The sequence below is a fragment of the Xanthomonas cannabis pv. cannabis genome (assembly GCF_000802365.1).
Lineage (GTDB): Bacteria > Pseudomonadota > Gammaproteobacteria > Xanthomonadales > Xanthomonadaceae > Xanthomonas > Xanthomonas cannabis.
On record NZ_JSZE01000052.1, the window covers coordinates 1 to 20,571 of the forward strand.

General features: G+C 64.4%; 19 protein-coding genes and 3 pseudogenes. 9 read left to right on the plus strand and 13 right to left on the minus strand.

All coding sequences use genetic code 11. The annotated features are described in order from the left end of the window. Positions 1-68 precede the first annotated feature (68 nt). Positions 69-1,694, plus strand: coding sequence for an alpha/beta hydrolase (locus tag OZ10_RS10700; RefSeq protein ID WP_039564788.1), 1,626 nt, complete (start codon positions 69-71; stop codon positions 1,692-1,694). Between the two features lie 137 nt (positions 1,695-1,831). On the opposite strand, the gene OZ10_RS10705 is transcribed toward OZ10_RS10700, so the two are convergent. Further along, the gene (locus OZ10_RS10705) at positions 1,832-2,233 is read right to left on the minus strand and encodes an antitoxin Xre/MbcA/ParS toxin-binding domain-containing protein (protein WP_039413742.1); all 402 of its coding nucleotides are present in this window, start codon (positions 2,231-2,233) and stop codon (positions 1,832-1,834) included. A gap of 235 nt (positions 2,234-2,468) precedes the next feature. Here OZ10_RS10705 and OZ10_RS10710 point away from each other — a divergent pair, with 235 nt between their 5' ends. Then, on the plus strand, positions 2,469-2,900 hold the full coding sequence (locus OZ10_RS10710) for a hypothetical protein (RefSeq protein WP_139051313.1): 432 nt from the start codon (positions 2,469-2,471) through the stop codon (positions 2,898-2,900). 62 nt (positions 2,901-2,962) lie between these two features. On the opposite strand, the gene OZ10_RS10715 is transcribed toward OZ10_RS10710, so the two are convergent. The 5 genes from OZ10_RS10715 to OZ10_RS10735 form a co-directional block, all read right to left on the minus strand. Further along, entirely contained in the window at positions 2,963-3,442 is a 480-nt protein-coding gene (locus tag OZ10_RS10715) for a nuclear transport factor 2 family protein (RefSeq protein ID WP_039564791.1), read from the minus strand. Positions 3,443-3,480: 38 nt separating this feature from the next. Next, positions 3,481-4,044 (minus strand): TetR/AcrR family transcriptional regulator, encoded by a 564-nt coding sequence (locus tag OZ10_RS10720; protein WP_039564792.1) that lies wholly within the window; start codon positions 4,042-4,044, stop codon positions 3,481-3,483. Positions 4,045-4,204: 160 nt separating this feature from the next. Beyond that, on the minus strand, positions 4,205-4,510 hold the full coding sequence (locus tag OZ10_RS10725) for a hypothetical protein (protein WP_162183132.1): 306 nt from the start codon (positions 4,508-4,510) through the stop codon (positions 4,205-4,207). 126 nt (positions 4,511-4,636) lie between these two features. After that, entirely contained in the window at positions 4,637-5,533 is an 897-nt protein-coding gene (locus OZ10_RS10730; protein ID WP_039564793.1) for a pseudouridine synthase, read from the minus strand. Positions 5,534-6,034: 501 nt separating this feature from the next. Then, positions 6,035-8,077 (minus strand): TonB-dependent receptor, encoded by a 2,043-nt coding sequence (locus tag OZ10_RS10735; RefSeq protein ID WP_052210017.1) that lies wholly within the window; start codon positions 8,075-8,077, stop codon positions 6,035-6,037. Between the two features lie 144 nt (positions 8,078-8,221). Between OZ10_RS10735 and OZ10_RS10740 the strand changes: the two genes are divergently transcribed. From OZ10_RS10740 to OZ10_RS21240, 5 genes and pseudogenes are all read left to right on the plus strand, one after another. Continuing rightward, positions 8,222-8,875 (plus strand): acetyltransferase domain-containing protein, encoded by a 654-nt coding sequence (locus OZ10_RS10740; RefSeq protein ID WP_052210018.1) that lies wholly within the window; start codon positions 8,222-8,224, stop codon positions 8,873-8,875. 207 nt (positions 8,876-9,082) lie between these two features. After that, complete coding sequence (locus OZ10_RS10745; protein WP_236726849.1) at positions 9,083-10,351, plus strand: alpha/beta fold hydrolase; 1,269 nt, start codon at positions 9,083-9,085, stop codon at positions 10,349-10,351. A gap of 210 nt (positions 10,352-10,561) precedes the next feature. Beyond that, positions 10,562-11,053, plus strand: a complete 492-nt coding sequence (locus OZ10_RS21230; RefSeq protein ID WP_081419447.1) for a hypothetical protein — start codon at positions 10,562-10,564, stop codon at positions 11,051-11,053. Between the two features lie 1,256 nt (positions 11,054-12,309). Further along, positions 12,310-12,702, plus strand: a pseudogene (locus OZ10_RS23055) (XVIPCD domain-containing protein); the annotation flags it as partial. A 235-nt stretch (positions 12,703-12,937) separates the two neighbouring features. Continuing rightward, positions 12,938-13,120 (plus strand): annotated as a pseudogene (locus OZ10_RS21240) (restriction endonuclease); the annotation flags it as partial. Between the two features lie 258 nt (positions 13,121-13,378). Here the strand turns inward: OZ10_RS21240 and OZ10_RS10760 are convergent. After that, a complete protein-coding gene (locus OZ10_RS10760; RefSeq protein WP_039564794.1) occupies positions 13,379-13,966 on the minus strand; it encodes a TetR/AcrR family transcriptional regulator in 588 nt (195 codons plus the stop codon). Positions 13,967-14,052: 86 nt separating this feature from the next. On the opposite strand from OZ10_RS10760, the gene OZ10_RS10765 reads away from it, so the two are divergent. Continuing rightward, on the plus strand, positions 14,053-14,796 hold the full coding sequence (locus OZ10_RS10765; RefSeq protein ID WP_039564795.1) for an SDR family oxidoreductase: 744 nt from the start codon (positions 14,053-14,055) through the stop codon (positions 14,794-14,796). 237 nt (positions 14,797-15,033) lie between these two features. Beyond that, the gene (locus OZ10_RS10770; protein ID WP_039415247.1) at positions 15,034-15,366 is read left to right on the plus strand and encodes a lipoprotein; all 333 of its coding nucleotides are present in this window, start codon (positions 15,034-15,036) and stop codon (positions 15,364-15,366) included. A gap of 649 nt (positions 15,367-16,015) precedes the next feature. On the opposite strand, the gene OZ10_RS22170 is transcribed toward OZ10_RS10770, so the two are convergent. The 6 genes and pseudogenes from OZ10_RS22170 to recD all read right to left on the minus strand — a co-directional run. Continuing rightward, the gene (locus OZ10_RS22170; protein WP_139051311.1) at positions 16,016-16,408 is read right to left on the minus strand and encodes a hypothetical protein; all 393 of its coding nucleotides are present in this window, start codon (positions 16,406-16,408) and stop codon (positions 16,016-16,018) included. After that, the gene (locus OZ10_RS21250; protein ID WP_236726974.1) at positions 16,405-16,881 is read right to left on the minus strand and encodes a hypothetical protein; all 477 of its coding nucleotides are present in this window, start codon (positions 16,879-16,881) and stop codon (positions 16,405-16,407) included. The genes OZ10_RS22170 and OZ10_RS21250 overlap by 4 nt, the downstream gene beginning before the upstream one ends. A 101-nt stretch (positions 16,882-16,982) precedes the next feature. Next, positions 16,983-17,600, minus strand: a complete 618-nt coding sequence (locus OZ10_RS22175; RefSeq protein WP_139051312.1) for a hypothetical protein — start codon at positions 17,598-17,600, stop codon at positions 16,983-16,985. 207 nt (positions 17,601-17,807) lie between these two features. After that, the gene (locus OZ10_RS10780; RefSeq protein WP_039415257.1) at positions 17,808-18,098 is read right to left on the minus strand and encodes a HigA family addiction module antitoxin; all 291 of its coding nucleotides are present in this window, start codon (positions 18,096-18,098) and stop codon (positions 17,808-17,810) included. Positions 18,099-18,115: 17 nt separating this feature from the next. After that, positions 18,116-18,394: pseudogene (locus OZ10_RS23145) on the minus strand (type II toxin-antitoxin system RelE/ParE family toxin). Between the two features lie 137 nt (positions 18,395-18,531). Continuing rightward, positions 18,532-20,571: exodeoxyribonuclease V subunit alpha (recD, locus tag OZ10_RS10785; protein ID WP_039564801.1), on the minus strand; the 2,040-nt coding region annotated here is incomplete at its 5' end.

Genomic DNA, 20,571 nt, shown 5'->3' on the forward strand with positions numbered 1-20,571 from the left:
GGAACTGGCTACAGTCTGCTCAGGGCCGTGCGCGCCCACTCCATCCACCTGGGTTTCAAAGGATCTGCATGTCCCTACATCGTCTTGCTCCGCGTGTGGGCCTGGCCGTTGGCCTGCTGTGCGCCAGCACCGCGCATGCCGCCGCGCCTGCGCCGGCCCATCGCTTGCTGCGTGTCACCCTGGGCGGTGCCGCCGACCAGCCCACTTCCGGCCGGCTGCTGGTGTTCGCCACGCTGGCCAAGGATGCCCAGGCCCAGCAGTCCAGCAAGGACGGCAAGGCCGGCAAGGTGGAAGCGGTGGATACCAACCCGTTCCGCCCCAGTGCCACCGCAGTGGCCGCGCAGGAGGTGACCGGCCTTGCGCCGGGTGGCAGCGTGCAGATCGATCTGGACAACATCGCCTTTCCCAGCGGGTTTTCCGCACTGCCGGCTGGCGAGTATCTGTTTCAGGCCGTGCTGGATCCCAACCACAGCTACGGCTACATGGGCCGCGATGGCAGCGACCTGCTGAGCGCCGTCACGCCGGTCACCCTGGGCGGCAAGCATGCCGCGCTGCCCGCGCTGACGCTGAGCACGCAGGTGCCGGCCTCGGACGACCCGTGGCAGCTCTCGCCGCGTGCGCCGCAGGCCGTGCGCGATGCCGTGCCCGAGGCCAAGCTGCATAGCGCGGACGCCTCGCTGGTGAGCCCGTCGCTGAGCGCGTTCTGGGGCCGGCCGGTTTCCCTGCGCGCGCGCGTGCTCACACCGCCCGGCTACGACGCCAAAGCCGCCACGCGCTATCCCACCGTGTATGTCACCCATGGCTTCGGCGGCAACTACAACCGCTTTGCCGGCAGCATCGCGTCCACCTGGGCCGCGATGGCCGCCAAGCAGATGCCGCCGATGATCTGGGTGTTCCTGGACCAGTCCACGCCCACCGGCACCCACGAGTTCGCCGACTCGGTCAACAACGGCCCCTGGGGCACCGCACTGACAGAAGAGCTGATTCCTGCGCTGGAACGCCAGTACAAGATGGACGGCAAGGCCAAGGGCCGGTTCTTGAACGGGCATTCGTCCGGCGGCTGGGCCACGCTGTGGCTGCAGACGCGCTACCCCAAGCTGTTCGGCGGCACCTGGTCCACCTCGCCCGATTCCAGCGATTTCCACGACTTCACCGGGCCGGATCTATACGCGCCCAACGCCAATGTCTACCGGCGCGCAGACGGCAGCCAGTTCCCGCTGATCCGCGACCAGGGCAAGGTGGTGGCCGATCTGGAAACCTTCGCCAAGCTCGAAGCAGTGCTGGGCCAGTACGGCGGCCAGTTCACCTCGTTCGACTGGGTGTTTTCCCCACGTGGCGCAGACGGTCGCCCGGTGCCGATGTTCGACCGCACCACCGGCAAGGTCGATCCCACGGTGGTGGCGTACTGGCGCGACCATTACGACATCGCCGCACGGGTGGCTGCGCAGTGGCCCACGCTCAAGCCGGATCTGGACGGCAAGATCCACCTGATCGTCGGTACCGCCGACACGTTCTACCTGGATGGCGCGGCGCGCAAGTTCCAGGCGGTGCTGGACGGGCTGGGCGCCAAGAGCGACTTCCGCTACCTGGAGGGCCGCACCCACTTCGACCTATACAAGGAGGGCGACGACAGCAACGCCCTGATGAAGAAGATCGCCTGGGAGATGTACGCGGTGGCGCGACCGAAGCAGTAAGCGCGTAGCGGCCTGGCTGGCCCGGCCGACGGGCTGGCCATGTCTGTGACCGACACGCGATGCGCGAGGTAAGCGTGCTGGCAGCGGTGCGCGGCACACCACCCGCTCACGCCCCCTGCGTCGCGCTGCGGCGCACCTCACGCCGAGCGCTTGGGCAGCTCCCACTCCATCTGCTGGCGCAACACCAGCAGCAGCACCTTGATGTGGCCGGCGCGCACCAAGGCCGCCGGGGTCTGCCCATCCAGCGCGTTCATCGGCTCGCGGAACCAGCGGATCAACGCCTCGTTGTTGCCGCCATGCAACGCCCACGCATGGCAGACGATCTCGCCCAGCGCTTCGATGCCGGTGCTGCCCAGCAGCTTCAGGTGCTCCGGGCTGAACTTGAACAGCGACAGCACCAACTCGGCATCGGCGGCCTTGCCGTGGTCGACCGCCATCTGCGCGCTATGTGCGGTGCTATAGCCGGACGGCTGCGCGCGCAGCGCTTCGGCGCGGCGCATGCCGGTGAGCAGTGAGGCAATGAGGTCGGCGCGGTCCACGGGGCAATCCGGTTGTATCGTGCGCGCACGCTAGCGGTGCAGGCAGCGGCGCTCAATCGGGAGTCTCCCGACACGCGCGTTGCCAGTCAGCCGGCATTGGCATCGGCGGCACCTCACGGGTGGGGTGCTAGCATCCGGGCGCATTGCCCGGCAGCGGCCCGGTTCGCCCGGCCTGCCGCATCAGGAATGCCACCTCATGAGGAGTGACCCGATGAACTGGACGTCCGCCGTTGCCATGCTTGCCCTGTCCACCGCCGCGTTGCCGGCGCTGGCTCAATCCGACCGACAGGTGGCCGAAGACATGATCACCCGCTCGGCCAATGTCTGCCCCGGCCACAGCACCGAGCGCACCAGCCCCACCGTCAAGGCCATGCCCGTGGGCGCGCTGCGGGTGATGCTGGAACGCGGCCTGGTCATGTGCCCGGACCGCCGCCTGAACGCCGCCACCCCGGCCGTGTTCTACGGCCGCCTGGGCGTGTTCGCCTGGAACCCGGACGTGCCGGCCGCCAAGACCGTGATCGTGCAACAGATCGGCGCGATGACCCGCAAGGACGACTACCCCGTCGAAAGGCTGGTGTGGGACGCCAAGGGAACTGCGCTCAAGCAGCAGACCGTGCCGATGTTCGAACCGCGCCCCGGCGCGGCGGTATTGTACAAGGTGCGCTGAGTCCATGAGCGCGCGCGGTGGAATCGTTCCCGCGCTCATGCCACCGCTGGTCGCCAGCGTGCCTAGAGACCCAAATCGGACAGGCCAGGATGTGCATCGGGCCGGCGCCCGAGTGGCCAGTGGAACTTGCGCTCCGATTCCTGGATGGGCAGGTCGTTGATGGATGAGTGACGCGCGCGCATCAGGCCGTCGGCATCGTATTCCCAGTTCTCGTTGCCGTAAGAGCGGAACCAGTTGCCGGAGTCGTCGCGCCATTCGTAGGCATAGCGCACCGCGATGCGGTTCTCGTTGAACGCCCACAGCTCCTTGATGAGCCGGTACTCCAGTTCCCTGGCCCATTTGCGTTCGAGGAAGGCCTGCGCCTGATCGCGGCCGGTGACGAACTCGGCGCGGTTACGCCAACGCGTGTCCACGCTATAGGCCTGGGCCACCTTGGCCGCGTCGCGGCTGTTCCAGCCGTCTTCGGCCAGGCGCACTTTCAGCAAGGCGCTGTCGTGGGTGAATGGCGGCAGCGGTGGGCGGGACGATGCAGGCGATGACATGGCAACACTCCTCACAGAAGGCAGAACAGGAAAGGACGCTACCCAAGCAACCTGCGGGCAGCCTGTTGGGCGGTGGTTGCAGACTCCGTACCGCCAAAGACCAGCGCGACGGCAATCGCGCCGTCGATCAATACCAATAGTTGCTGCGCCAGCGCATCCGGCTCTGGCCGGCCGGTGGCCGCCACCAGGTCGTGCAAATACGTGTGCAAGCGCTGCTTGTGCAAGCGTGCCGCCCTGCGGATCACATGATTGGGGTCGCCGATTTCACCTGCCGCATTGAGAAACGCGCAGCCATGGAAGCGGTTATCGGCAAACCAGCTCTGCAGCGCGTCGAAGCACGCCAGCAAGCGCGCGACAGGATCGTCGCTGTGTGAGGTGGCGGCTACGAACCAGGCCATCCAGCGTTCGTCCCGGCGCAACAAGGCCGCTTCCACCAACGCGTCCTTGGTGGGATACAGGCGATAGAGCGTCTTGCGTGCCACCCCGGACGCCTTGACGATCGCCTCCATGCCGGTGGCGTGAATGCCACCGGCATAGATCAGGCGCTCGGTAGCATCGAGCAGCGCGGCGTGGGGTTCAGGTTCGGGCAGCGAGGGCTTCATGCGGGCTCAGAATGATCGTTCTCGACAAAGTAGAACGATCATTCTCTGCTGTCAATACGCCGCATGGCCTTGGATCAAGCTCCAGCCCGTCCTCCGTGTGCTCATGGACGTGGCTGCATGGCAACCACACGCGGCGGCAGCCGGCCCATCGCCACCTTGCCTACCGCAGGCGCTGGTGTTCGCCGCACAGCGGTTGTGCATCGATTTCGTCCACGATGCCGCGCAGCGCACGCGCGACATTGAAGATGCTCTCGCCCAGGATCGACACGCTGCCGTTATCCAGCGCCTGGCCGCTGCACACCGCCACCATGTCGCTTTGCGCGGTGATCGTGCGCAGCAGCGTGTGGAACCGGTCGATCTGCTCGACGGTGACACCGAAGGTGAAGTGTTCTTGCTGCGACAGCCGGTTGTTCGCCAGCACGACACCTGGCGGGCTGGCAGTCTTGCGATTTATCAATGTCGTCATGGCAATCGCGCTCAACGTGTGCGGACGGGATGTCCGTGAGCTCACGCTAGCGCATTATTTCGAATATCTGAAAATCAGATAATGCGTAAGGGTTTCAACGATGCAAGCCGTCGTGGTGCCATCGTTTCAAGTTGACTGTATTGGTTCAACGGTTGCAGTGAAATATCTCGGCTCACCGGTCATCGGATCGTCAAACGCCAACGTATGCGCGAACAGCTGCAGCGGCCGCTCAGGATCATCGGGCCGCTGGTCTTCCAGCTCGGGATAAAAGCGATCATGCAGGATCGGCGCGCCCAGTGCGGCCATATGCACACGCAGCTGATGCTTGCGCCCGGTGACCGGCTCCAGCCGATAGGTCCACATGTCTGCACCGCGCGCGACGACATCGATCACCGTTTCGCTATTCGGCTCGCCCACGCCCTCGCGCATGCGGAAAAACGGCTCGCCCGGCTCCAGCCGGCTGCGATGCACATACGGAAACGTCAGCCCTGGCAGCGGCGCTGCCACTGCCAGATAGTGCTTGCGGATACGCCGCTCACGAAACAGCGCCTGGTAGACCCCGCGCGTGGCCGGGTTGGCCGAAAACAGCACCAGCCCGGCGGTGTCGCGGTCGATGCGGTGCAGCGGCACCAACGACGGGTTGTCCAAGCGTAGTGCCAGCCGGGTGAGCAAGGTCTCGCGCACGTAGGCGCCTGCGGGAACCACCGGAAGGAAATGCGGCTTGCAGGCCACGATCACCTGCGCATCGGCATGCACCACCGTTTCTGTTGCTGCAATGATCGGCTCCTCGACCACTTCGCGGAAGTAATACAGTTCTGCGCCCAGCCGGTAGGGCGCATCGACATCCATTACCTGCTGCTGTGCATCCAGCACACGGCCACGCGCAAAACGGGCGCGCCACGCGGCGGCGTCCACGCCCGGGAAACTCGCGCACAGCGCCTCCAGCACGGTGCCCCAGGGACCGGCCGGAAGCTGGAAGCGGCTGGCAGGAATGCCATCGCGGATCGGGCGGGCAGCAGACATGGCAACGACGCAGATGCACTCGGGCTCAGAAGCGGCAATCGTACCGTGCCGTGCCGGTGCTCTCCGCGAGGCGTCGCCAGCAGCGCTGTGAGGAGGATTGCCGGCAAGCGTTACGCAGCACACCCTGCCGGGCGCTATTGCGACGTGGCCGGCTAGCAAGGGACTGCGATGCGCGGTGCAACCACCGGATGCGGAAGCAGTGACGGGTACTTCAAGGCAGCAGGCATTGCCGGCCGCCGTGATGCGCCTCAAGAAGGGCGGTGGAAGCTGTGATACTGGAAAGGACGCACGCTCGCGCGCATCGTCGCAAGGTTGGGTGCGGTGCCTCGAACCACCCACACTATGTCCCATTACTAGCGGTTGGGTGCAGTGCACTCACAAGCTGCTTGTGACAAGGCTAAGTCGGCTCGAGCATGCCTGCGCCCTGCACGTGCGCAGGCATCTTTACGCACGTCTGCTCCCGCTTGCCACAGCATCAGCACCAGCCGCAGCAATTCAGCCTCACAGCTTCATATTCACGCCAATAAACAGCTGCCGCCCAGCCGATGGCGAGAACATGGGCTGCGCCTGTGCCTGGAAGAAACTGTCGTACCAGGCGTAGTCGTACAGGCACCCGGTAACGTTGCGTAGCTGCAGGTCCACGCTCCACGCCGGGTTGACCTGATAGCGCGCGGTGAGATCGAGCGTGGCCATGCTGCCGAACTTGCCGGCCACATTGCGCTCTTCCAGGTAGTAATCGCTCTGCGCACGGCCCTGCAGCCCAAGCTTGAGCGCATCGCTCGCCTGGTAGTCCACGCCGATATTGCTGATGTGGCGCGGCGTGGCCATCACTTCGTTGCCCTGGATGGAGACGCTGGCATCGCGTCCATCGCGCGCAATCTTGGCCTCCTGGTAAGCATGCGATGCCCACACCGTCCACGCCTCGCCCAGCTGGGCGTTGATCTGCGCATCCACGCCGCGGCGCCGGGTCTTTCCCAGCACCACGTTGGTGCCGGTGGCCGGCATGTTGGAGATCTCGTTGGCCGCGTCCTGCTGCCAGATCGCCAGGCGCGCCTGGCTGCGCGGCAATGGGCTGAACTTCATGCCCAGCTCCATGCCGGTGTTAGTGGACGGCCCGATGGCGGCCTGGCCCGGGGTCAGGTAGGCCGGCGGAGTGGAGCCGGTGAGGACCTGGAAGGTGCGGCCCCAGTTCGCATAGACATTGGTGCGCTCGGTGAAGGCGTACACCACGCTGAGCTTGGGCTGCTCGATGGTGCCGTAGCGCTGCAGCGGGGCGCGCACACCGCCCGGCAGCGTCGTGTCGCCGTCGAAGCGGTCCACGCGGTAGGCCGGCACGATCTTCAACGCCTCGATCGGCTGGTAGATGGCCTGTACATAGGCGCCCCAGTTGTCGAACGTATGCCGGTCGTCGTTCTGGACACGCGCGGGGCGCGCGTTGAAGTCGGTGGGCTCGCTATAAGCAAAGCGCAGGCGCTGGTAGCGGTTGTCCTGGTGCTCGTAGTTCAGACCCGCTTCCAGGGTCAGCTGGTCGTCGGCGCGCCAGGTCAGCGTGTTGAGCATGCCGATCTGCGATTCGTCCCAGATGCGGCGCTGGCGTGGCGCATTGCCCACCGGCAGGTCGCTGAAGGTCACCCGGCGGTCGTCTTCGTAGCTGTTGTAGTACAGCTTGGTGCCGAAGAACACCGCATCGCTGAGCTTCAGGTCCAGGTGCAGACCCAGCTGGCGCATGTCGCGGTCGCCGCCGTCGTTCAAATTGTGGGGCTGCGTGACGCGGCGGGCGGTACGCAACTGCTCGGCAGTCAGAAAGCCCGGTTCGTCGGCCTCGTTGTGGTACGCGCGCGTGGTCAGGCCGATGCGCATGCCCTCTTCAAGATTGCCGAAATACCACTTGCCACCCAGCGAGTATTTGCTGGACGTGTCGTGCTGGCGGTAGCCGTCCGATGCCTGCCACCCCACGAAATAGTTCTGCGCGAAGCCCTCGTGCTCGCGCCCCACCGCCAGCTGCGCATCGCGGGTGTTGAAGCTGCCATAGGACAGGCGCGCGTCGGTGTAGTTGCCGCCCTGCCGCGTGCCGAAATTGACGTTGCCGCCGATGTTGTGCAGCCCGTAGCGCGGGTCGTTGGTGCCGCGGACCACTTCGATGTAGCTGATGTCCAGCGGGAACAGCATGTCGATGAAGCGCTGGTTGCCGCTGTTGACGTTGCTGGGGATGCCGTCGATCAAGGTCTTGATGGCGTTGATGTAGCCCTCGCCGTTGAACGCGCGGAAGCTGACCTTGCCCGATTCATTGCCCTGCCGCGTCTCGGTGAGCTGGATGCCGGGCATCTGGCCCAGCAGCTCCCAGCTCTGCGATACGTTCTTGTCCTCGATCTGGTCGGCACCCAGCACGTCCACCGAGGTGAGTACCTGATGGGATGCCAGCTGGCCATCGGCGTGGTGGTGCACATCCACCTTGCCGAGCGTCAGCGCTGAATCAGACGACTGGGCGCGCAGCTCCGGCGGAAACAGCACGGTGACGAACGAGGCAGCCAACACTTGGGTCAAGGACAAAGACGAACGGGTCACAGGCAGCCGCAGTTTGTGGGGGGGGTAAATGGAATATTATAACATTGGTGGCTTGCAGCCCAGCATGCTGGCGCTCCGCGTTGTGCTGTCGGCTGAGGCGATGACGCGAGTGAAGGGAGACGAATGAGGGCTGCACCCCCGCACACGACGGCCTGGCCGCCGCCCTCGGCTGCGGCCAGGCCGGGCACCGGCCGCCTGCAAAGCATCGACGCGCTGCGCGGCGTCGTCATGGCGCTGATGCTGCTGGACCACCTGCGCGAAACCTGGTTTCTGCATGTGCCGGTGGCCGACCCCATCGATGCGGCGAGCGCGCTGCCGGGCCTGTACTACGCCCGCCTCGCCGCCAGCCTGTGCGCGCCGGTGATCGTCGCGCTCACCGGTGTTTCCGCCTATCTGTTTGGCACCAAGCACACTCTGGCAGAGACCCGCCTGTTCCTGATCAAGCGCGGCCTGGTACTGATGGCGCTGGAGGTGCTGTTTCTCTCCGAGCTGTACTGGGGCGTGGCCAGCCCCGACCTTCTGGCTGCAGGTAATCTGGTGCATCGGCGTGCGCATGATCGTGCTGGCCCTGTTAATCGGTCTGCCGCGCAAGCTGCTGCTGGCCACGCCGCCGAAGCGATCTGGGGGCCAACGCAGGGCACGGTGTTCGGCGTGGACCATTACGGCTGGGTGCTGGCGTGGTACGTGGTGCTGATCATTCCGCTCTACCTTCCCACCGCATGGTTCTCCCGGCTCAAGACCGCCCGGCGCGATGTGGCGTGGTTGAAGTCTTTTTGAGATGCGGTGAGTGACCTTCGGGCGATACGTGCCATGCGGCATTAGGCGATGCTATGGTTCCTTACCGAGAGATGGAACTCGATGCGTCGCTCTACGCTCCGCGCAGCCACTGCCTGCCTTGCTGCATTGCTTGCGCCGCTGTACGCCGGTGCCCAAACACCCTCACAGTCATTCACCGCGTGCGCGGACGCCGCGCCGCAAACACCCTTGGGCGGCAGCGAATGCCTGGTCACCCAGGTGCCGCTGCGCCATGCAGCCACCGATGCCGGCACCATCGAGCTGTTCGTGCGCCGCGTGCCGGTGCCGGCTCACACCAAGCGACGCGGAGAGGTCTGGCTGATCGCCGGCGGGCCGGGCGAAGCCGGAGCCTCGCTGTCTCCCCTGATCAGGACCTACCAGCGCGCGTTTCCGGGCTACGACCTGATCATTCCCGACCACCGTGGCACCGGGCGTTCTACCCGTTTGTGCCCGGAGCAGGAAGCGCCGCAAAGCGCGGACGGCGTGGGGCTGGCTGGCGCCGAATGGGGCCAGTGCATTGGCGGGTTGTACGCAAACCTGCAGCGTACCCAGGCGTTTTCCATCACCGAAGCGGCGCAGGATCTGGCCTTGCTCATCCGCCAGCAACGGCGCCCGGGCGAGCTGCTGCTGTACGGCGTGTCGTATGGCACGCAGTTGGCGCTGCGCACCCTGCAAGTGGCGCCGGTGCCGTTGGATGGGCTGGTGCTGGATGGCCTGGTACCGCCAGAAACCGCCACGCAATGGGACTTGAGCCACCGGACTGCCGTGGTCGACGCCGTTGGGCGCGCGCTGCTGGATGACGCACACATCGCCACCTATCGCAGCGTGCTCGATCGCAGCGACAGCGCCGCATGGCGTGCGCACATCCCCGGCAAAGATCTCAAGCGCTTGCTGGGAATGTTGCTCAACTTCCCCACCCTGCGCGACCGCATTCCCGCCATCATCGACGGCCTGGCCCGCGACGATGCCACGTTACTCACCGCCTCCATCGCCGATCTACAGACCGCACTGGCCGCAATGGGGCAAAGCGGCGACAACCAGCCCGCATTGCCGCTGGTCATGCTGATCGCCGCATCCGAAAACAATGCACGCCCAACCCTCACCCGCGAAACAGTGGCAGCCGAAGCCAAGGACGCGTTGTTCGTTAGCCCCATTCCCGGCCTGCTGGTCGACGCAGGCCTGCCGACCTACCCACGCGACGCCTGGTTCGGCCGCAGCCCCACCACGCTGCCACGCACGCTGATCATCCACGGCACGCTGGATCCCAACACGCCCTATGCCGGCGCGCAGGCACATGCCGCATTGCTGCAAGCGGCAGGCCCGGTGACCTTCAGCACCGTCGAGCGTGGTGCGCATCTGCTCGCGTTTGCGGCGCCCGAGTGTTTTGCGAGTGCGGTTGCGGCATTTGTGGAGCAACAGACAGTTGCTGCGCGCTGCCGTGAGGCTGAGAAAGAATGACGGGCAGGGGGAGTGCAGAAATGACTCGCCCATTGTCATAGACACCAGCCGGTCTTCGGCGCGTGGAAAAGCGTCGGCTTTTCCAGCAGTGCCTTTTGCCAACGGTCTACCTGCGATTTAGACCGTACGCGAACGGAGAACTGCTCTTTACAGTAAAGTTTCTGTGCCCTACGCCCGACTCGCCGATTGCGCAGATCAAGGAAGCGTTCAATGACAACTCACAGAAAGTTCAACAAGAAGATCATGCGTTGCATGTCACTCACCGTGGTCGCGCTGAGTGCGGCATGCTCGAATGCTTCGCCACCGGCTGGCGCGACGGTCGGTAACTTTGCAAACAAGTGGGCGTACGCCACAGCCTGCGGTTCTGGCCACTTTCTGAGCGTTGACCTCAATCAGCAAAAGAGTCATGTCACGGGAGAGTGGAGCGAAGGGACCAATGCTCGTGGAGGAGGCGGAAAATTAGAGGGGGATGTGCGTGACGGAAAGCTCTATGTTCGCTACTGCAGCGATGATGGCGAGGCAGGCTACGAGGCATGTCCCAACTTCTCGGGGGAAGAAGATTACTTCGTTCTTGAAAAGGGGGCCTTGGTTCGCTACCAGAAGGTCGGCAATACATACAAGCGAGATGTCGCCTTGCTCCCTGATACCAAGGGCAAGCAGATTCCATCCGAAGCCTGTACAGACATGGAGAGTGACTCATGAGCAGGCTGACAGATCAGGAACTGCGGGCCACGCTTTACTTTGCTGTCGGCGTGTCATCCGAAAGCGGATATGCCGCTTACCAATTGGAGGTCGCTGGCGACAATCTCAGCACACCGTTACTAGAGCCGGCCGACAACAGTGGCTACACGATCGGCACTATCCAAACTGACTTGGGACAGCACTATCAGCCGAACATGCCTAACGGGGAGAACGTTCCAAGGGACCTCGTGAATGCCTATCAACAATGGGCGCAGGGGCAGCAGCAAGATCTTGTTCTCAGCCAACAGCAGGTTGATCAGACAATCGCCGATCTTGGCCGTAACGGCCGCGCTATCCGCGTGGATGCCGGTCGGCCTCTCGATGCTGAAGTGAAATCCAAGCTAGACACGTTCCTTTCTTCTAACGAGGGCATCAGCTGGGTACATCAACGCGATGTGGCGCAAATCGACAAGTTGATGGATCGCGCCATTGCGCCCTTGCAGCGGAGTGACGTCTATCAGAATGCCTCTCTGGACGACCAAGTGAGGTTGGCGACGATGGTTGGGAAAGCCTACAACCAGAACGAAACCCGCACCGCGCCAATGATCCGCAACATCGAGGCAAATCAGTACCATTCGCTCGCGGATGTGAGCGCCGCCATTGATGACCTGAATCCAAGGGCGACTGGACGTGGTGACTATCTGGAGGCTGGGCGAGACAAGGCGCTGGAAGGTGCCGATGTGGTAAACGCATTGCGCAATGCGGATTCGCGTAGCCCACTCGCAGCAGCATGGACCAATGTGGTCGCCAACCCGCTTGTTGATCCGACAACACTCAACGCGCCGCAGGCGGGCCAAAACTTGGCGCATGAGTACCACACGGTGAAAAACCTGTTTCTGCACTACAACCGTGCAGAGGAATTCGTGAGCGCGCTGGATCGTGGCGCTACCTATCAAAATGCTTCAACGGACCGGGCAGACCCAACGCGATTCAATGGTGCCGGCTTTTATGCTGCCGGTAACGACTTGGTGACCTGGGACAAGACAGGTCAGGGTCACGCATTCTTGAATGGCGCTTGGAGCGGTGTTGAGCGGCAGAGTCTTGCGCGAGTGCGCAACGATGACGGCACCACAGATCTGAACATCAACGAAAATGGCCAGGCGCGTAGATTGCTGCACATCGATTCAAACGCAAATCCATTGCGCGGAGTGGAAGCACCAGCGCAACCAGTGCCGCATGATCAACCGCCCGTGGTGCCTAGGCATGGCTCCTTACTTCCATCACAGGACCCGCTCCATCGCCAGGCCGAAGATGCCGTTCGCCGCCTCGAGCAAGGTCTCGGCAGGGAGTACGACGGCAACAGCGCACGGCTGGCAGCAAGTAGCGCGTACTTGGCTAGAGAGAATGGGCTGACAAGAATCGATCATGTCGTGCTGAGCGAGAACTCTAAGTCTGTGCGACAAGGTGAGAACCTGTTCGTTGTAGAGGGGGCGTTGAACGATCCCGCACACAAGATGGCGCACATGAAGACCAATGACGCCATCGCACAGCCGGTTGAACAGTCTCTGGCGCAATTGCAGTCCTTAGGTGAGACGCAGCGGCAGCAACAGTCCCAGCAACAAGAGCAGCAGCGCGAACAATCGATCACCACGCCACCTCGGATGGTATGAGAAGGCGCGAAGTGACTCTGGTCCTGAGATTTCGCGATGGAATTGATACGCCCACGCAAGCAGGCGCGCCGAAGGATGCATAAGCAGCCTCAAGCGTTGGAGCGGCAATTGGTTTTTTTGCGTTCCAAGCGCGTGAGGCCGATGTCTGGTGGGACGTTGCTCGCAACGGCGCAGATACGCTGCTGACAAAACCTGTTACAGCGGCTATGGTCGAAGCTGGAACGGGGGTTCTGGCATGGGACGCAGAAAGAAACAGGGTGGATTCGAAGCGTTGGCCGCATTGCCGTGGCCGGTTGGCTTCGTTATGGGAATCGCTGCGTATCTGGTAGTGCGCTACGGCATCGGCTGGTGGTTTTTGCACCAGGGCGGAATGCTGTCGCAAGGCTTCGCCCAGCAATCGAAAGACCGAAAGCTACCCGGCGGTCTATAAGGACGGAGCGCTGCAGGTGACCAACGATGGCGAGACGGTGAACTTCGCCATCGACGAGAGCAACGGCCACCTCAACACCGGTGGCGAGCAATACCAGCGCGTGCCGGCCAAATAAGCGCATCAACGCAAGGCCCGCACTGCGGGCTTTGTCATTTTGGTCGCAGGCATCGCCGCAGTTGCAGCGGATGGCGCATATACGCGTAAGCGATCACCGCATTGCGCTCGCCTTGGCCAGAGTAGCGAGGGTCAGGCTGACTTCTTTAGTGATGCTGGACCCGTTCTTTGCGTAGCGATGCCGTCGAGGAACAGCCCGATCAGGTGCGCGATGCGGGTTCTCGGCGAACCGAGCTGCTCGGTGGCCAGCGAGGTGGCGGTGGCCACCACGACAAGATCGTCGAAAGAGACGTCGCGCCGGACGACACCGGTCTTCTGCGCGCTCCGCAACAGCCGTTGTCCCTCCGTGCTGATGGCATCGCACCCTGGCGTGCCGCTCTGCAGCACCTCGCCAAGCGATGCGGCGAGCCCACGGTAGACGCTGGTGTGTAGCGCCAGCTCCTCGAGATACGCGCGTAGCGCGGCTAGCGGATCGAGCGTGCTGGCACGGGCATGACTGGCAGCGGCGAGCGAAAGGAAGCGCCCGCTGTAGACCGCGGCGAACAATGACTCGCGTGTGGGGAAGCGCCGATATAGCGTGCCGATGCCCACGCCGGCGCGTTTTGCGACGTCTTCCATCGACGCCTCGGCGCCGCGCTCCAGGAACACCTCCTCAGCTGCGGCGAGCAGGCGCTCGCGGTTTCGCTGGGCATCGGCGCGCAAGGGGGTGTCGGCGGTCAACGTGGCTATTCCCGGGCTGGCTTGTGTAAGTGGAGGCTACCTCCATATACTAAGTGGAGCAATCCTCCACTTACAAAGGAAGCGAGATGGGCAAGCGATTCGAGGGCAAGGTGGTCGCGATCACCGGGGGTACCGACGGCATCGGACTGGTGACGGCGAAGGCGTTTTCGATGGAAGGCGCGCGGGTCTACATCACGGGACGGCGGCAGGACCGGCTGGACGCTGCCGTGGCGGAGATCGGTGGCGGCGCAGTGGGCGTGCAGGGCGATGTTGGCGTGCCGGAGGATATGGACAGGCTCTATGCGCGCATCCAGCAGGAGCACGGCCGGCTGGATGTCGTCTTCGCCAATGCGGGCGTTTCCGAGTCGGCGGCGCTTGGCGAAATCGACGTCGCGCACCTGGAGCGCCTGCTGGCGACCAACGTCAAGGGCACGGTCTTCACCGTGCAGAAGGCGCTGCCGCTGATGGCAACTGGCGGCGCCGTGATCCTGGCGGGCTCGGTGGCTGGCAGCAAGGGGATCGGCGCACTGTCCGTGTACAGCGCCACGAAGGCAGCCATCCGCTCCTTTGCGCGCACCTGGACGGCCGACCTGAAGAGCCGCGGCATACGGGTGAATGTGGTTTCGCCCGGCATGGTTCACACGCCGGCCATGCAGGCCTACCTGGAAGCAAATGCAGGGGCTGAGGATGCGTTCAAGCAGATGATCCCGTTCGGCCGGCTCGGTAACGCAGAGGAGATTGCCGAAGCGGTGCTTTTCCTTGCCTCGGACGCGTCCAGTTTCATGGCGGGGCACGAACTGTTCATTGATGGCGGGGTCATGGCCATGTAGTCCTGCCTGTGGGAGCGTAGCGGTTGTCGACAACTTTGCCATCGTGCACAACCTGCGCGACGTGCTATGGATGCGACGCAGGACGTGGCAGGAGACGGTGGCCGTCAGGGAACGGGGTGGTTGAGTCTTCCAACCTCATCGACGACGTTCGACTTCGAATGCCGTGCAAGTACGCCTTGACGCGTCCTATATTCCCTACCCGCCATCCTCGCCGCAGCCTCAACTGGAGAACGCACGATGATGAAGTGGATGGGCACCGCGCTGGCCGCGGCACTGCTGGTGAGCGGTTGCGCCAAGGAGGAGGGCGAGCAGTTCGTCGGCCACTGGGTGAACGTGCAGACGCAGGAAGAGACGATGGACATCGAGCGCAATGGCGAGACCTTCATGGTCCGCAGCACCACGCCGAAGTTCTTCAGCCGCCAGCCCAAGACCGAGAGCTACCCGGCGCTCTACAAGGATGGGGCGCTGCAGGTGACCAACGATGGCGAGACGGTGAACTTCGCCATCGACGAGAGCAACGGCCACCTCAACACCGGTGGCGAGCAGTACCAGCGCGTGCCGGCCAAGTAACGCTGCTGCTGTCACCGGATGCCACCAACGCCCGCGGGCGGACCTTGACGGTCGCATGCGGGCGTTTTGGTCGTTGGCAGCGTGGTTTTGCCGGCCGCTTCGATGGGCTGCACGCCCTGCCCTGCGTTGCGAGGGACCGCCCTGCCGCTCCGTCCGCCGCCGGCCTGAATCTGCTGCCATCCAGCGCGCACAAGCCTTACAGTGCGCAGGCACGCCAGGTCATGGCGCTGCCCGACCGATCAATCCAGCAACTACGAGGGTGTCATGAGCAAGGGGATGGACCAGAAGAAGAACCAGAAAAAAGAGCCGACCAAGACGCTGAAAGAAAAGCGCGCGGCCAAGCAGGAAAAGAAGGGCAAGTAAGCCGCCTGGGCCGCCAGCCAGCGGACGAGGTCAGGTGAATCGCCTGACCTCGCGTTCTGGACAGGCCAACGGTTGGTCAGCCAGGACTGTCGTGTTGGCTAGCCGCCTTGGCGGTATGCGCACGCCCTGCTACGACGATGACCACAACGTTATTGCAGCTGCGCCATGGCGCCAGCGAGCAGACGATTGGTGCCTTAACAAGCGGATGCGTTGGCCAAGGTCTTCCACGAGTTCGGTAGGTAACGTTTCCCAGGTTGGATCATGCCGCACGTCGGGTGCACAAGGCTCAATCACCCTGCAGGCGTAGCGGGTGGCTGGGATGCTCACGAATGAAGCGGTCGACGTCCGATCGCCTGGCGGGCAGTGGGGCGCACTGCTGACTGCGGTAACTGAAGAACCGAAACCCAGCGCGATACAGGCGTTCGACCTTGATCCACTGCGCCTTGTCGCGTGCCGGAGGCGCCTTGAACGAACGCCCCATCATGCGCAACGCTTCGCCGCAGCCTGGACAGGGCGCTGCCCGCTCGCGTGGGGCGACCTTGAAACTTCTGCGACACCCGAAGCAGGCGTGCGCTACACGATAGGTGGCGCCGGTTGCAGCCACTTTGGCGGTACGCGGCTGGTGGAGGCCGGCTGCGTACCGCAACGCCATACGATGGGATTTGTCGGCAGCGCTCATGCGCGAACCTCCATGCCGACCCTTTGAGGCCAGCGTTGAACGATATGCCGGGTACTCCCATCGCAGGACACGGCCCCTGCCCGATGCGTGGCTGGCAGGATCGCAGCCACGTGTGCAGGAGGGGGTTGCTGCCAGTCCGCTTCGGGAAAGTTGAAAGGGAATGTCGAGCCGTTCGGGTTGGCCGAGTGCGCGTAGATGGCGGTGCCTATGGTGTCCGGGCTCAGGTCTGCCCACACTTGCACCGCTGCACCAGGCTGCGCCAGACGCGCCTCCAGGTAGCCCAGTACGCGCACTGCAACCGCGTTCACCATGTGCCGATCTTCCGCAGAGGCACGACCACGACCGTTCCAGTCCACATGCGTATGCCAGAGGTCGAACCAGCTGTGTGGATCCAGGCGGTCGATCGCCGCGCGCGCCTTGGCTTCTGCTCGCGCCCAGTGACGCTGCATCCGTTTGCGGCGACGTCGATCCATGGGTGTGTCCTGTTCCTGGGCCAGAATGGGGCAGATTCACGTTTTTCATTGCGGCAGTGACATCTCCGGGCCTACTTTCTGGGCAGCGATGCCATCCCCGCTCAGGTCACCCATAGCTCAAGACGGTTGGTGATCGTCCACCCATTTCCCGCGCGGGTCAGAAGATAAAGCATGCCCGTGCCACACCGTCCGTGGCAACGCTGTTCGGCATATACCAGGGAACGCGATCCACCGTCGACAGGAACCGGCACGCTTATTCGCAGATATCCCGCTGTTCCCGGGAACGCCTTGTAGAAATTGGACCAGTTGATATCGACCAGCAGGGCATCGACCTGAGCTGTCGACGCCGTTCGAATATAGACACTGTCGGGCAGCCGTACGTCCACCTGGGCCATATTTGCCAGCAACAATGTCTGCCTTGCCTGCCTTGATACGAATGCGTCGGCGGCAGCAGATGAGAGTAGCTTTTGATCCAGGTTCGAGCCACATACCTGCTGCGCGCTGTCGCCTGCGCAGGTCTGGGTAGATCGATCGAGCAACATCACCGGCTTGCGCCTCACCTGTGCGGAGGGACTTTCAGAGTCCTGCGCCGAAAGATAGACGGGATAGCGCTGATCAGCGATCGCTGTCCAGATCCGGATCACGTCATCTTTCGATAGTGCCGCAGGTGGCTGCTGCAATGCGGGCTGTTCTGCTATCTCCGCAACATGGGAAATCACCGAAGTGGCTCCCAGTGCCACCCCTATAAAAGCTACGCCAAGCAGTGAAGTTCTCAGGATTGGGGTCAATTCATCGCCTTCGAATGCGGGCCAGTCCGTGCGTCAGCAGGGCTGGGTTTGTCATCGCCCTAACCAGGATCACGGGGTGAGACGTTGATGGCATCGCGTCAGATACGTTATTCAATGACTATGTCGAAAAAATCCGTATCACGCCGCCAGGCGCTTGATGCGAGCTAGCAGATCGCCCAGCGCGCGATGTGCTTGTTCCAGCTCGTAATCGGCTTGCAGGCCCAGCCAGAACCGCTCGGTCGTGCCTAGTGCTGCAGCCAGGCGCACGGCGGTGTCGGCGGTGATGCCGCGCTTGCCCAGTACGATCTCGTTGATGCGGCGCGGCGGCACGCCGGTGGCCCGCGCCAGTGCGTTCTGGCTGATGCCCATCGGCTCGAGGAACTCCTCAAGCAGGATTTCCCCGGGATGGATGTTGGGTAGGACTGTCATGGACAGATGCCTCGTGCTCAGTGGTAATCGACCATTTCGACCTCGGCGACATCGCCCTCCATCCATCGGAAGCAGATGCGCCACTGATCGTTGATCCGGATGCTGTACTGCCCGCGCCGCTCGCCCTTCAACGCTTCCAGCGGTTGGCGGGTGGAATGCGCAGATCGTCGAGGTGCGCGGCAGCGTTGAGCATGCGCAACTTGCGACGCGCGACCGACTGGATGTCGGCCGGCAACCGGCGGGAGCGCTCACCCAACCAGATCTTCGGCTTCCTTGTCGGCAAAGCTCTTGATCATGCAGCAACCATAACGCGACCCGTTTATAACGCAAGCCGTCATGGCTGGGTGGTCAGTCAGCTTCCGTCGGCAGCAGTCATCCGAAAATTTCGGATGACTTGTTCTTGCTGTAACTCAACTTTCGTTCGATACCCTAATCAGAACAACGACCCCTGCACGGGCATGACAGTGGGTGGTTCTGTTGCTGGCTTGGCGGGTGCCGGCTGCTGCTGCGCACCCAACCGCCACGCCAGCCCAGAGATCCGCGCGGCGTGCCTTGCGAGTGCGGCGCGGATGACCGCTTCGCTGCCGGCCAGGTGCAGGGCGCGGCGGGCGCGGGTGATGCCGGTGTAGAGCAGTTCGCGGCTGAGCACGCGGGCGTCGCGGGTGGGCAGTTGCAGCCAGACGTCGTCGAATTCGCTGCCCTGGGCCTTGTGCACGGTCATGGCGAAGGCGCTTTCGTGCGCGGGCAGTGCGGCGGGGTGGAAGCCGCGCACCTGGCCGTCGCCGTCGCCTTCGAACCAGGCGACCAAGGGGCCTTGGGCACGGTTGTCTGTGGCGGGGGCGCCGGACTGGCCTGGTCCTGACGACGCGCCTTCGTCGCTGCGCCCGGAAGAGGGACTCGCGTCGCTGCGCAGGCAGATGCCGACGTCGCCGTTGAACAGGCCGTGGCGGTAGCTGTTTTCGGTGATCAGCAGCAGGCGGCCCTGGAACCAGGGCGAGGCGGCGCCGAGGCGGCGGGCGCCGGTGTCGGCCAGCAGTTGTTCGATGCGGGCGTTGAGGCCGCGCGCGCCTTGCGGGCCGGCGCGCACGGCGGTGAGCAGGCGCAGGCGCGCTGCGTCGCGCAATGCGGCGGCGGGGTCTTGGGCGTCGGCCAGCGCGCGCCAGTGGGCGAGCAGTGCGTCGCGGCCGTCGCTGAGCGGGTCTTCGCCGTCTTCGTGGAAGTGCACGCCGGCCAGCTCGCCGCTGCGCAGCAGGGCCAGGGCGGTGTCGGCGTTGCCGGCGCGGATGGCGTCGGCCAGGGGGGCCAGAGCGAAGTCCTCGGCCTGGCGGTAGCCGCGCAACAGGTGCACGCGGTGGCCGGCCAGGCCGCCGGTGCGGGTACTGGCCGCGGTGCCGGCGGATGGGCCACCAGTGGGCGCGCTGCCGAGCAGCGGTTGCAGCGCCTGGGCGTCATCCGGCTGCAGGGCATCGCCGGGGCCGGCGGCCTGCAGGATGGCGGCGAGCACGTCGCCGGCTTCCACCGAGGGCAGCTGGTCGGCGTCGCCGAGCAGGATCAGCTGGGTGCCATCGGCGACGGCTTCGACCAGCTTGCACATCAGTGGGAGGTCGACCATGGAGGCTTCGTCGACCACGATCAGGTCAAACGGCAGCGGGTTGTCGGCGTTATGGCGGAAGTGCGCCGAATCCGGGATGACGCCGAGCAGGCGGTGCAGGGTGCTGGCGCCGGTGGGGAGGAGGGAGTTCCAAGGGGTCGCTTGGCCCTCACCCGCCCTTCGGGCACCCTCTCCCGCAAGCGGGAGAGGGGAAAGGTTGGCTGGCTCTGTTGCTTGGCGGCGAGGGGCAACAGCGGGGTTGGCTGGCTCCGTTGCTTGACGAAGCGGGGCAACAGCGGGGTTGGCTGGCTCTGTCGCTTGAACGAGAGGGGAAGCGGCGGGGTTCGGTAGCTGCTGCGCTTGCCTGGGCGGGGCTGCACCGGGAGTGGCTGCGAGGTGGATGCCGTCGGCGATGGCGCGGGCGACGGCCAGGCGCAGGCTTTCGGCCATGCGCTCGGCGGCGCGGCCGGTGGGCGCGGCCAGGGCGATGCGCGGCGGCGGGTGGCCGGCGGTGTGGGCCTGGGCGATGCGCAACAGCAACAGCCGGGCAATGGTGGTGGTCTTGCCGGTGCCGGGGCCGCCGGTGACCAGCAGCAGGCTGCGGCGCAGGGCCAGGGCGGCGGCCTGGGCCTGGCGGTCTGGGGAATGGAATGGCTGGGACTGGCCTGTGCCGTCGATGGACGACGCGGGTGAGGCCTTGGCCGTGGGGGATGGCTCGGATGGCGCCTTGTCCGTGAGGGATGGGGCGGGTGAGGCCTTGCCCGTTAAGGATGGCTCGGATAGGGCCTGGCCCATGGAGGATGGCGCGGGCAGGCCCGTACCCTCACCCGCCCTTCGGGCACCCTCTCCCGGGGGGAGAGGGGAGGCCTGGGGGAATAGTTG